Annotated in this window: 10 protein-coding genes and 1 pseudogene; 8 read left to right on the plus strand and 3 right to left on the minus strand. The window is 63.5% G+C overall.

All coding sequences use genetic code 11. From position 1 onward, the window contains the following. Window positions 1–31 precede the first annotated feature (31 nt). Entirely contained in the window at window positions 32–472 is a 441-nt protein-coding gene (gene cadR, locus JWR98_RS23905) for a Cd(II)/Pb(II)-responsive transcriptional regulator (RefSeq protein ID WP_015886388.1), read from the minus strand. Between the two features lie 86 nt (window positions 473–558). On the opposite strand from cadR, the pseudogene JWR98_RS23910 reads away from it, so the two are divergent. The 7 genes and pseudogenes from JWR98_RS23910 to JWR98_RS23940 all read left to right on the plus strand — a co-directional run bounded on the left by JWR98_RS23910 (window position 559) and on the right by JWR98_RS23940 (window position 9,493). Then, window positions 559–2,804, plus strand: a pseudogene (locus tag JWR98_RS23910) (heavy metal translocating P-type ATPase). Window positions 2,805–2,819: 15 nt separating this feature from the next. Further along, window positions 2,820–3,683, plus strand: coding sequence for a LysR family transcriptional regulator (locus tag JWR98_RS23915; RefSeq protein WP_078735098.1), 864 nt, complete (start codon window positions 2,820–2,822; stop codon window positions 3,681–3,683). Window positions 3,684–3,851: 168 nt separating this feature from the next. Next, window positions 3,852–4,916, plus strand: a complete 1,065-nt coding sequence (locus tag JWR98_RS23920; RefSeq protein WP_003176734.1) for a putative 2-aminoethylphosphonate ABC transporter ATP-binding protein — start codon at window positions 3,852–3,854, stop codon at window positions 4,914–4,916. Between the two features lies 1 nt (window position 4,917). Further along, complete coding sequence (locus JWR98_RS23925; protein ID WP_205491376.1) at window positions 4,918–6,630, plus strand: putative 2-aminoethylphosphonate ABC transporter permease subunit; 1,713 nt, start codon at window positions 4,918–4,920, stop codon at window positions 6,628–6,630. Window positions 6,631–6,649: 19 nt separating this feature from the next. Further along, entirely contained in the window at window positions 6,650–7,672 is a 1,023-nt protein-coding gene (locus tag JWR98_RS23930; protein ID WP_078735095.1) for a putative 2-aminoethylphosphonate ABC transporter substrate-binding protein, read from the plus strand. A gap of 124 nt (window positions 7,673–7,796) precedes the next feature. Further along, window positions 7,797–8,921 carry a TIGR03364 family FAD-dependent oxidoreductase gene (locus JWR98_RS23935; RefSeq protein WP_205491377.1) on the plus strand — a complete coding sequence of 375 codons (1,125 nt, stop codon included), beginning with the start codon at window positions 7,797–7,799 and terminating at the stop codon, window positions 8,919–8,921. After that, window positions 8,921–9,493, plus strand: coding sequence for a phosphonate degradation HD-domain oxygenase (locus tag JWR98_RS23940; RefSeq protein WP_205491378.1), 573 nt, complete (start codon window positions 8,921–8,923; stop codon window positions 9,491–9,493). The genes JWR98_RS23935 and JWR98_RS23940 overlap by 1 nt, the downstream gene beginning before the upstream one ends. On the opposite strand, the gene JWR98_RS23945 is transcribed toward JWR98_RS23940, so the two are convergent. Further along, complete coding sequence (locus JWR98_RS23945; protein WP_205491379.1) at window positions 9,472–10,839, minus strand: GTPase/DUF3482 domain-containing protein; 1,368 nt, start codon at window positions 10,837–10,839, stop codon at window positions 9,472–9,474. The genes JWR98_RS23940 and JWR98_RS23945 overlap by 22 nt on opposite strands. After that, a complete protein-coding gene (locus tag JWR98_RS23950) occupies window positions 10,832–12,211 on the minus strand; it encodes a DUF2868 domain-containing protein (protein WP_205491381.1) in 1,380 nt (459 codons plus the stop codon). Before JWR98_RS23950 ends, JWR98_RS23945 begins: the two co-directional genes overlap by 8 nt. A 90-nt stretch (window positions 12,212–12,301) precedes the next feature. Here JWR98_RS23950 and JWR98_RS23955 point away from each other — a divergent pair, with 90 nt between their 5' ends. Next, entirely contained in the window at window positions 12,302–12,814 is a 513-nt protein-coding gene (locus JWR98_RS23955; protein ID WP_078735090.1) for a dihydrofolate reductase, read from the plus strand. The last annotated feature ends 22 nt before the right edge of the window (window positions 12,815–12,836 follow it).

The following is a 12,836-nucleotide window of genomic DNA, read 5'->3' on the forward strand; positions in this document are numbered from 1 at the left end:
CCTCCCACATTTGAACCGTGTTCGCATTGAGTTAATGCCCGTGGCTTCTGCCCACATGTGAAGGCTCGGCCTCGCTGGCGGCAACACCTCCGCTGACCTCCAGCTGCTGCAAAATCCCACAGTGGTCCCCGCCGCCACAGCGTTGACGCAGGTCCAGCAACTGCTCCTGCAACGCCAACAGCCCGTCAATCCGCGCTTTCACATGATGGATATGCTCATCTATCAAGGCATTCACGTTTTCACACTGGTCCTGAGGGCTGTCCCGTAAGCCGAGCAAACTGCGGATTTCTTCGAGGGTCATGTCCAGGCTGCGGCAGTTGCGGATAAAGACCAGCCGTTCGGTGTGCGCCTGGGTGTACACGCGATAGTTGGCGTCGGTGCGCGCCGGCGGCGGCAGCAGGCCTTCTTTCTCGTAATAACGGATGGTTTCCACCGGACAGTCGGTGAGTTTGGCCAATTCGCCGATCTTCATCGCAGCAATCTCCAAATGGGTGCTTGACCCTATAGTGGCTACAGGGTCTTTACTTGGCAACAGGCACCTTTTATGGACGCGACCTGATGAGCGATTCCCTTCACACCCCGCACAAGCACGAGCATGACCACGGCGAGAAGAAGCTAACGCCTGTGCATAACCACGGCCACGGCGGCGCCTGCTGTTCCGGCACCCCGGCCCCTGCGTTGGTGCAACTGAGCGAAGCACCCACCGCCGGCTCGCGCCTGAGCACCTTTCGTATCGAAGCCATGGACTGCCCCACCGAGCAAACGCTGATCCAGAACAAACTGGGCAAGCTGGCCGGCGTGCAGCAACTGGAATTCAACCTGATCAACCGCATGCTCGGCGTCACCCATGACTTGCCGAGCACGGCGCCGATCATCGATGCGATCAAATCCCTCGGCATGCAGGCCGACCCGATTGAACAAGGCACCCCGGCCGCCGAGCCGCCCGCCAGGAAACATTGGTGGCCGCTGGCGTTGTCCGGTGTGGGGGCGTTGGGTGCCGAAGTACTGCACTTCACCAACGCCGCGCCGACTTGGGTGATTGCCATCGTGGCATTGGTGTCGATCCTCAGCGGTGGCCTCACTACCTACAAAAAGGGCTGGATTGCCCTGAAAAACCTCAACCTGAACATCAACGCGCTGATGAGCATCGCCGTCACAGGCGCGGTGTTGATCGGCCAGTGGCCGGAAGCCGCCATGGTGATGTTCCTGTTCACCGTGGCCGAGTTGATCGAAGCCAAGTCACTCGACCGCGCACGCAATGCCATCAGTGGTTTGATGCAGATGACCCCGGAACAGGCCACCGTGCGGCAGGCTGACGGAAGCTGGGCGGAACAAGAGGTCAAAGACATCGAACTTGGGGCCATCGTGCGGGTAAAACCCGGCGAGCGCATTGGCCTGGACGGTGAAGTCACTGCCGGTCAATCCACCATCGATCAGGCGCCGATCACCGGCGAAAGCCTGCCGATTGAAAAGACCGTGGGCGACAAAGTCTTCGCTGGCACCATCAACCAGGCCGGTTCCCTGGAATACGCCGTCACCGCAGCGGCCAACAACTCCACCCTGGCACGCATCATCCATGCAGTGGAGCAAGCCCAGGGCGCCCGCGCACCGACCCAACGCTTCGTCGACAGTTTCTCGAAAATCTACACCCCGGCGGTGTTCCTGTTTGCCCTGGGCGTGGCGGTGATCCCGCCACTGTTCATGGCCGGCGTGTGGTTCGACTGGATCTACCGCGCCCTGGTGCTGCTGGTGGTCGCCTGCCCGTGCGCGCTGGTGATCTCCACCCCGGTGACCATCGTCAGCGGCCTGGCGGCGGCGGCGCGCAAAGGTATCCTGATCAAGGGCGGCGTGTACCTGGAGGGCGGCTATAAGCTCGACTATCTGGCGCTGGACAAGACCGGCACGATTACCCACGGCAAACCGGTGCAAACCGATTACCTGGCGCTATTCCCCAATGTAGAAGACAGCGCACCGGCCCTGGCCGCCAGTTTGGCCGGGCGTTCCGACCACCCTGTGTCGTTGGCCATCGCCAAAGCGGCTGTGGATAACAATCTGCCGAACCACGTTGTGGATAACTTCGAAGCCTTGGCCGGTCGTGGTGTGCGCGGTGATATCAATGGCAAAACCTACCACCTGGGCAACCACCGCCTGGTGGAAGACCTCGGCTTGTGTTCGCCGCAGCTGGAAGAAAAGCTCTTCGCCCTGGAGAAACAAGGCAAGTCCGTGGTGCTGTTGCTCGACAAATCAGGCCCGCTGGCACTGTTCGCCGTGGCTGACACGGTCAAGGACAGCAGCCGCGAAGCCATCCGGCAGCTGCACGAGCTGGGCATCAAGACCCTGATGCTCACCGGTGACAACACCCACACCGCTCAGGCGATTGCGGCGCAAGTCGGCATCGACCAGGCCCAGGGTGACCTGCTGCCCACCGACAAGCTGCACGCCATCGAAACCCTCTACGGCCAGGGCCGCCGCGTGGGTATGGTCGGTGACGGCATCAACGATGCCCCGCCCTGGCCCGCGCCGAGATCGGCTTTGCCATGGCCGCCGCCGGCACCGACACCGCCATCGAGACCGCCGACGTGGCGCTGATGGACGATGATTTGCGCAAGATCCCGGCTTTCATTCAGTTGTCGCGGCAAACGTCGAGTATCCTCAAGCAGAACATCGCCCTGGCGTTGGTGATCAAGGCGATTTTCCTGGCGGTCACGTTCCTGGGCATGGCCACCATGTGGATGGCGGTGTTCGCCGACATGGGCGTGAGCCTGCTGGTGGTGTTCAATGGCCTGCGCCTGTTGCGCAAATGAGGATGAGAGGGTGGTGTGCTGAGTGCCGAGCTGAAGGCGTTTTTCATGGTTGCCCGCCTGGGCAGCATCACCCAGGCGGCGAAGAAACTCGGCCTCAGCCAGCCCACGGTCACCACCCAGATTCGCAACCTGGAAAGCCAGTACGGCGTTGAGCTGTTCTACCGTGGCGGGCGCCGCCTCACGGTGAGTGACGAAGGCGCGCGGCTGTTGCCGATGGTCAAGACGTTGTTGCAGCAGGAAGCGGATATCGAATTTTTCCTGCGTAACAACGGCCAGGTCCAGGGCGCCTTGCGCATTGCCGCTACGGCGCCGTATTACATTCTGGATCTGGTCAAAGCCTTTCGCGAGCGCCTGCCGCAAGTGGACGTGTCGGTGGAAATCGGCAACTCCCAGCAGGTGCTCGAGGCGTTGGACGATTACCGCGTCGATGTCGCCGCCTCTTCGCAACTGCTGGAAGACCCGCGCCTGATTCGTCGGGTACTCGGCACCGACCCGCTGGTGCTGGCGGTGCACCGTAATCATCCCCTGGCCAAGCTCGATCATGTGCCCTTGACCGCACTGGCCGGACACACCTTGTTGATGCGCGAGGCCGGCTCCACCACACGCCGTCTCACCGAAGAAATGCTGCAAGGTGCCGGCGTGAGCTATGGCCCACTGCTGGAAATCGGCAGCCGCGAATCGATCCGCGAGGCGGTGCTGCGCAATATCGGCATCAGCATCATTGCCCGCCAGGAAGTGCCGCATGACCCACAGCTGCGGGTGTTGACCCTCGAGAATGCGCCGCAGATCGCGGAGTATCTGTACTGCCTAAAGGAGCGTAAAGGTGCGCGGCTGCCGGCGGCTTTTCTGGGGTTGGCGCAGGAAATGTCGCCGATCTGAAACGTTGGGGTGGCCTTTGGGATCAATCGGGAGCAAGACCAGGCAACCCATCACTACGAGCCCTACCCAAATCCACCAATACCACTATCACCGCCTTTTGCCTTCCTGCCACATGGACGACGCATTGCCTGCCTAGCATGGCCCTCATTCGTTCGATGAGGTGCCCCCATGAACACAGCCCTGACCCAACCCGGCGCGCCGATGAAGGTGCGTGCTATCCAGAAACGCTTCGGCGCCTTTACCGCGCTGGACAACGTGTCCCTGGACGTCGCCGCTGGCGAGTTGGTGTGCCTGTTGGGGCCGTCCGGTTGCGGCAAGACCACCTTGCTGCGCTGCATCGCCGGCCTGGAGCGCCAGGACAGCGGTGAGCTTTACCTGGGCAACCGCGATGTTTCCCTGCTGCCGCCCCAGGCCCGGGACTACGGCATTTTGTTCCAGTCCTATGCGCTGTTTCCCAACCTCACCGTCGAAGCGAATATCGGCTACGGCCTCACCGGCAGCGGCCGCGATGAAGTGCGCAAGCGCGTCGGGCAGATGCTTGAGCTGGTGGGCCTGCTGGGCAGTGAAAAAAAATACCCCGGCCAACTCTCCGGTGGTCAGCAGCAACGTGTAGCGCTGGCGCGTGCGTTGGCGCCGGCCCCGTCGTTGTTGCTGCTCGACGAACCCATGTCCGCGCTGGACGCCCGTGTGCGTGAGCACTTGTGCACTGAACTGCGCCAGCTGCAACGGCGCCTGGGCGTCACCACCTTGATGGTCACCCACAACCAGGACGAAGCCATGTTGATGGCCGACCGGATTGCCGTGATGAACAACGGCAAGGTCGAGCAATACGCCACGCCCCAGGAGATCTACGACCGCCCGGCCACACCGTTCGTGGCGGAGTTTGTCGGCCAGGGCAACTGGCTGCCGTTCAGCCGCAACAGCGCCAGCCACGCCCAGGTCGGCGGGATGAATATGCGCCTGGCCGATGATGCTGGTGGGGCCAGGTCCGGTCGTCTGTTCTGCCGCCCGGAAGCCATCAGCGTGAACCCCCCAGTGCATGAAGAAAACCTGTTCCCGGCCAAGGTCCGCGAGATCACCTTCCTTGGCAACCGCTGCCGCATGAGCTTTGAGCTGGAGCAACTGCCCGGTCACCCGCTGCTGGCCGAACTGGCCCCCGAAGCCATGCCGCGCCTGGGCGCCCAGGACATTTGGGTGGCCCTGCCGCCGCGCAGCCTGCAGGTGTTTGCCTGAGATGGCTGGCGTGATGACGCTGCCGATGCCACGCCAGGTTTCCCGCGCCGAAAGGGGCGACCGCCTGTTTGTGGTGGGCGGCAAAGTGCTGTGGCTGCTGTTGCTCGGCGTCGCTGTGTTGCTGCCCTTGCTGGCGATTTTCTGGCGCGGCTTCAGCAGTGAGGCCGGGCAGGGCGGCGGGCTGATTGCTGCCCGGGCGTTGGTGACCAGCGAAAACTTCCACTGGCTGCTGGGTAACAGTCTGAAAGTTTCTCTCAGCGTCGCGGCCATCGTCGTACCGTTGGCCTACCTGTTTGCCTACGCCCTGCAGCGCACGTTGATTCCCGGCAAGGCGATCTGGCGCGGCCTGTCGCTGCTGCCGTTGATGGCACCGTCGATGCTGCCGGGCATTGCGCTGGTGTACCTGTTCGGCAACCAGGGCCTGCTGCGCGGGCTGCTCTCGGAGAATATCTACGGCTTCTGGGGCATTGTTCTGGGGGAGGTGATCTACACCTTCCCACATGCGCTGATGATCTTGCTGTCGGCGCTGTCGCTGGCGGATGCGCGTCTGTTCAATGCGGCCTCCAGCATGGGGGCCAGCCCGGCGCGGGCGTTTCGCAGCATCACCTGGCCGGCGACACGCCAGGCGGTGTTCGCCGCGTTCTGCCTGGTGTTCACCCTGACCATTACCGACTTCGGCGTGCCCGTGGTAGTGGGGGGCGATTATCAGGTACTGGCACTGGAGGCCTACAAGGCGGTGGTCGGCCAGCAACAGTTTGGACGCGGTGCGCTGATCGGCATGGTGTTGCTGCTGCCGGCGCTGTTAAGTTTTGGCGTGGATGCGTGGCTGCGCCGTCGGCAGGGCGATGCCATGAGTGGCCGTGCCCAAGTGTTCCGCCCGGCGCCGTCGCGGGTAAGGGATGGCAGCTACCTGGCGATCGTCCTGCTGATCTGTGCGGTGTTGCTGCTGGTGTTCGGCATGGCGGTGTACTCCTCGCTGGTCAAGTTCTGGCCGTACAACCTGTCGCTGTCGCTTAATCATTACCAATTCGAAGACACGGCGGGCGGCGGCTGGTTGGCCTATCGCAACAGCCTGACCCTGGCGCTGTGCACCGCATTAATCGGCAGCGTGCTGATTTTTACCGGCGCCTACCTGATGGAAAAGACCCCGGGTCAGAAGGGCCTGAACCTGGCGTTGCGCCTGCTCAGCTTCGTGCCGATGGCCGTGCCGGGGTTGGTGTTGGGTTTGGGCTACGTGTTCTTTTTCAACCTCAACGGCAACCCGCTGCATGTGTTCTACGGGACCATGACCCTGCTGGTGGTGTGCACCATCGCTCACTATTTGACCACCGCGCAGATGACCGCCACCACGGCGCTGCGCCAGTTGGACAGCGAGTTCGAAGCCGCCGCGTTGTCGCTCAAGGCGCCGCTGTACCGCCACTATCTGCGCGTCACCGTGCCGATCTGCCTGCCGGCGTTGCTGGACATCGTGCGCTACCTGTTTGTGTCGGCGATGACCACCGTGTCCGCCGCCATCTTCCTCTACAGTCCCGACACTATCCTCGCTGCCGTCGCCGTGCTGAACATGGACGACGCCGGCAATGTGGGTGGTGCGGCGGCCATGTCGACCCTGATCCTGTGCACGTCGGCCAGCGTCTCGCTGCTGCTGGCGTGGGCCTCACGTGGCGTGTTGCGCCGCTCCCAAGCCTGGCGCCAGAGCGCGCCGGGCCAATAATCCTTGAAGGAGGTGATTCATGTTCAAGCCCCTGGCGCTGGTCGCTGCCGCACTCACTGCATTCAGCCTGAATGCCTTCGCCAAGACCGAGCTCACCGTGTACACGGCCCTCGAAGCCGAGCAGTTGAAGACCTATAAGCAGGCGTTCGAAACAGCCAACCCCGACGTCGAGATCAAATGGGTGCGCGACTCCACCGGCATCATCACCGCCAAGCTGCTGGCCGAGAAGGACCGCCCGCAGGCTGACGTGGTGTGGGGCCTGGCCGCCTCCAGCCTGGCGATCCTCGACCAGCAGGGCATGCTCGATAACTACGCACCGAAGGACCTGGACAAGATCGGCAAGAACTACCGCGATGCCGCCAACCCACCGGCCTGGGTCGGCATGGACGTGTGGGCGGCGACTATCTGCTTCAACACCGTCGAAGCCGAAAAGCAGGGCCTTACCAAACCGGTGAGCTGGCAAGACCTGACCAAGCCTGAGTACAAGGGCAAGATCGTCATGCCTAACCCGGCGTCTTCGGGCACCGGCTTTCTGGACGTGAGCGCCTGGCTGCAGACCTTTGGCGAAAAACAGGGTTGGCAGTACATGGACGACCTGCACCAGAACATCGGCCAGTACGTCCACTCCGGCTCCAAGCCGTGCAAGCTGGCGGCATCGGGGGAGTTTCCGATTGGTATTTCGTTTGAATACCCGGCCGTACAGCTCAAGCGCCAGGGCGCACCGCTGGACATTATCCTGCCGAAGGAAGGCCTGGGCTGGGACATTGAAGCCACGGCTGTGATCAAGGGCACGGCCCACGCCGATGCGGCGAAAAAACTCGCCGACTTCTCCGCCAGCCCGGCGGCGATGGCGCTGTACAAGGACAACTTCGCCGTACTCGCCCAGCCGGGTATCGCCAAGCCGCAGACCGAATTGCCGGCCGATTATGAGCAGCGGTTGATCAAGAACGATTTTGCCTGGGCCTCCAAGAACCGCGACAGCATCCTGGCTGAGTGGCGCAAGCGTTATGACGGCAAGTCGGAGAAGGTGGCGGGTCAGTAAGCTCTTTGTTAAGGCTGATGGCCTCATCGGGGGCAAGCCCCCTCCCACATTCGATTTGTGAATACCTTCAAGTGTGGGAGGGGGCTTGCCCCCGATGGCGGCTTCGAATTCAGGACATCACTTCATGACACAACTGTTGATCATCGGCGCCGGCATCCTCGGCCTGTCCCACGCCTACGCCGCCGCCAAGCGTGGCCTCAAGGTCAAGGTATTCGAGCGCAGCGCCACGCCCTTGGGCGCCTCGGTGCGCAACTTCGGCCAGGCATTGGTCACTGGCCAGCCGCCGGGGCCGATGCTCGACCTGGCGCGGGAAAGCCGCGAAATCTGGGGCCATTGGGCACAGGTGGCGGGCCTGCAACTCAAGCGCAATGGCGCGTATCTGTTTGCCCGCACCGAAGCCGAAGAACATCTGTTGGAAGCCTTTTGCGCCGGCCGCGCCCGGCAACATGGCTACAACGTCGAGTTGTTGCAGGGCGCGGCGCTGAGGGATCTGTATGGCGGCCAGTTCCGCCATCACCGCGCCGCGCTGCATGGCAAGGACGATCAGCAACTGTATTCGCGCGAAGCCATCCCGGCGTTGATCCACTACCTGAGCCAGCGGTTTGACGTGGAGTTTTACTTTTCCACCCTGGTGCGCGACGTCGAGCCGGGCCAGTTGCACAGCACGGCGGGCAGCTTTCGTGGCGAGCAGATCATCGTCTGTTCCGGCCACGATTACCAAACCCTGCTGGCCGAATCAATTGCCCAGCTCAACCCGCATGTCTGCCGCCTGCAAATGCTGCGCGCCCGGCCGGCGGTGAACCTGAACCTGCAACATGCGTTGCTCACAGGCCTCAGTTGTGTGCATTACGGCGCCTTCGCCGACCTGCCGGAAGCCGCGCCGGTGCAGGCGCAGATTCTGCGTGAAACGCCGCACCTGCATGAGCACGGGATTCACCTGCTGATCAGCCCGACGCCCCATGGCGAACTGATCATCGGCGACTCCCACGATTACGGCAGCGATGCGTCGCCGTTCAATGCCGAGCAGGTCGACGACTGGCTGATCGAACTTGCCGAGCAGACCTTGGGCTGCACGCTCCAGGTGGTGGAGCGTTGGCAGGGTGTGTATGGCGCGCGTGGGCCGGGGCCGTTTTCGTTCCTGCGCGTGGCGCCAGGGGTGAGCGCGGCGTTGATGCACACCGGCGTAGGCATGAGCGTGGGGCCGGCGATGGCCGAGCGCAATATCCGTGCGTTGTGGGAGGAGGCGTGATGAACCGCGAGCAGGGGGTTGATGAAGTCTTCGGTTTGTACGAACGGTACGGCACGGTGGATTACATCGGCGAGCCGCTGTCGCAGATCGAGCATATGTCCCAAACCGCGCAGTTGGCCATGGCCGAAGGCTTCGATGATGAGGTGGTATTGGCGGCGTTCTTCCACGATATCGGGCACATTTGCGGCGAAGGCGGCGAGAACATGGGTGGGTATGGCGTGGTCAGCCATGAGCGGCTGGGTGCGGACTATCTACGGCGTGCGGGCTTCAGTGAACGCATGGCCAAACTGGTGGAATACCATGTGCAGGCCAAGCGTTACTTGACGTTCAGCCAGCCGGACTACTACGCGCGCCTGAGCGAAGCCAGCCGCCGAACCCTGGGTTATCAGGGCGGTGTGATGAGCGCCGAAGAAGCGCGTGTCTTCGAGCAGGACCCGCTCTGTCGGATCAGCCTGCGCATGCGCCATTGGGACGAGCAGGCCAAACACAGGCATGTGCCGCTGCTTGACCTGGCAATGCTCAAGGCCAAGGCCCGCCAGGTGCTGGCCGCTCAGGTGTCGTCGAGGCGCTGAGCGAGGGCTTCCACCTGTTCCTGACGCTCTGCCTGGCTCAGTTTGAAGTGAGGGTTGAGGGACGACCATTGCGGATGGGCGCGGGCCTTGTGCAGCGCGTCCGGCAACTTGCCTTCGCGCCAGGTTTTGTCCTGGGGCGTATCGACCTTGATGCTGTGCATCGCGGCATGGCCGCGCAGGTTCAGGGCCTTGAGCAACTGGCGTTGGCGCAGGGCGAGCAGGCGCAGCACGCTGTCGTCCACGGTGAGTTCGCGCTGGCCTTTGATTTTGCCCAGCAGACGGCTGCCATAACTGCGCGCGGTTTGCAGCGCACCCCCGGCGATGGCGCCGGCCAGGGCGGCAGCGCCGAGGGTCAGCCCGCCGACCAGCAAGTCCACACCGGCACCGGCGGCCGCGCCTGCGGCGATCCCACCACCCACGCGCACGCCGAGTTGCTTGAGGGTTTCCGGGTTGAACAGGTCATCGCCCCAGCGGCCGTCGAGCAGCGGTAGATCACTGGCGGCGGCGTCCTGCGCACGGAAGCCGAACAGCTTGAGCAACGCCTCCACGCATTTTTGTTCGCGCTGGCGCACGGCCTTGCGCAACTCGCTGATGGCTTGCGGCTCATCTTCAGTGACCACGCTGCGTCGGCACGCGGCGCAGTCGATCAACAGCTCGGCGATCAACCGCGCGGCGCTTTGCTGGCGGGCCTGACGCTGGGCCTCTTGATCCACAATCAAACGTTCCAGTTGCGGCCGTGCGGTTTCCAGCAACAAGGCGAGGCTTTCATACAGGCGACGTTCGCCGTCTTCGGGCGGCGCGACGCTGTCAAAACGCACCAGCGCATGCAATCCGAGGCGGGCCAGGGCTTCGCGCCAGTCCGGCTCGCGGTGGTCGTTGCTGCTGACGAAGTTGAGCACCGGCAGCAGCGGTTTGCCGCAACTGGCCAGCACTTGCAACTCGTCGCGGTACTTGGCCAGCACCGGCTCGCGAGCGTCGATCACATACAGGCCGGCGTCGCAGGCCAGCAGTTGGCGCAGCACCTTGGCTTCCTGCTCGAAACGCTGGCGCGCTTCGCTGCCTTCAAGAAAACGTGCCAGGCGCGCCGGTCCGTCCAGGCGTTCGCCGGGGCGGTCGAGGCGTTCCAGGTAGTCGAGCAGGGCAATGGCGTCTTCCAGGCCGGGCGTGTCGTACAGCTCCAGCAGGGCTTCGCCCTCCACCGACAGGCGCGCGCCTTCCACGTGTCGCGTGGTGCTGGGGCGATGGGAGACTTCGCCGAAGCCCACATCGCGAGTCAGGGTGCGCAGCAGCGAGGTCTTGCCCACATTGGTGTGGCCGACCACGGCGAGTTTCAGCGGCTTAGTCATGACCGGTCTCCAGCCAGTTCAGCGGCGCACAGTCGGCAAACGGCAGCTCCAACTGTTGCAGCGCGGTGTGCCAATCGCCCAGGCGCTCGGCGTCCAGCGCCTGGCCCGGTGGTGCTTGCAGCAACCACACGCGGGTGGCCGCGGCACTGCGCGCCAGTTCGGCGATCAGCGCCAGGCTGCCGCGATCCGGCGAGCGGCGCGGGTCGCAGGCAATGGCCAAGCGCGCGGGCGGGAAGCGTGTGAGTTGCTCCAGCAGTTTGTGGCGCGATTCGCGGCTGTCGAGAATACCGGCGTCTTTTACGGTGCCGGGCAACTTGGGCGGCCAGAGTCGTTGATCGTCCAGTTCGATAGCCACCACCAGCGCGCCGTCGCTTTGCAGTTCGTTCACGCCGCCGCTGACCTGGTGCAGTTGGTCCGGTGCGGCGTCGTTGACCCCGAGGCGTTCGCTGCTCGGCATCAGGCGTTCGCGCAACGCGCTGTAGCCGGGCAGGTTAAGGTCCAGGCGCAACGCGGCGCGCCCGCGTTTCCAGCGCCACAGGCACAGCAGGGCGAGGATCAGTCGTGGCAGCAGGCCGTAGACCAGCAACACGCCCACCAGCCAGGCGGCCCAGGCTTGGCGGGCGTTTTCGATATTCAATGCCGAGTCGCCGCTGGCGCGGATCATCTCGACCGTCGGCACGTTGAAACCGAGCAACACAGGCAGGGTACCGAGGGCCTGGGTGACGGCGACAAAAGTGTCGGCACCCAGAATGGTGGTTTCCCACACGAAGCCGTAGCGCCTTGTGCTGAGCAGCATCAGCAGGACCCCCAACGCGCTGAGCAACGCCAGCAGCCACAGGCCGTTGACCAGCACGCCGACGGCCCAGCGATTGAGTTTCTGGCGCTGCAACAACAGTAATAACGCCGGCGCCAGTTGCGCGGCCTTGGCGTCGCGGGCGAGTTTTTCGCTGAGCCACAACCACAGGCGGCCGAGGCTGGCGCTGTGTTCGCCGGCAAACAGCAGGCCCATGATCCAACTGAGCAGCAGGATCAGGTTCAAGCCGAGCAGGCTGCCCAGGGCCCAGAACACATTCACCGGGGCCAGGCCGTTGCCGAGCGCGGCCAAAGCCAGGCCGGCACCACTGATGATGGCGACAATCGCCAGCAGCACCAGCGCCAGGCGCGCGCCTTGCAGCCAATGACTGAGGGCGGCGCTCAGGCCGTCACGTTCGGCCAGGTGCAAGGCGCGGTGCTGAATACGCGTCGGCAGGTCGCCGCCGGCCTTGCGGGCCAGGCGGTTGGCTTCCTGGTCTTCCAAGGCGCCGGCGTGTTCTTCACGCAGGCGCACGGTTTCTGTCAGCCAGAGGCTGTGCAGGAGGTTCAGTGCAGTCACGCGCCGTCCTGTTGAGCTAATGAGGTTGGAGCATAACCGCTGTGCACCCTGTTGGGGAAAGCTGCACGGGGCTCTGGTATTCTCGTCGCCATGAAAAAAACTCTCCCTTTAAGCCTGATCGCAGCCCTCGGTGAAAACCGTGTGATCGGCGTCGACAACAGCATGCCCTGGCATTTGCCGGGGGACTTCAAATATTTCAAGGCCACCACGCTCGGCAAGCCGATCATCATGGGGCGCAAAACCTGGGACTCCCTGGGCCGACCGTTGCCGGGACGCTTGAACCTCGTCGTCAGCCGTCAGACCGACCTGGCGCTGGAAGGTGCGGAAGTTTTTCCGTCACTGGAAGCGGCAGTGGAACGGGCCGAAGCCTGGGCGCTGGCGCAGGGCGTGGATGAGCTGATGCTGATCGGCGGTGCGCAATTGTATGCGCAGGGGCTGGAACAGGCAGATCGCCTGTATTTGACGCGAGTGGCGCTGAGCCCGGAAGGGGATGCTTGGTTTCCGGCGTTTGACCGCAGCCAGTGGAAGTTGGTGTCGAATGCTGAGAATGCGGCCGAGGGCGACAAACCAGCCTACAACTTTGAAGTCTGGGAAAAAGCCTAAAAGCATCGGGGGCAAGCCCCCT

It is taken from the genome of Pseudomonas lactucae (assembly GCF_016937615.1).
Classification (GTDB): Bacteria; Pseudomonadota; Gammaproteobacteria; order Pseudomonadales; family Pseudomonadaceae; genus Aquipseudomonas; species Aquipseudomonas lactucae.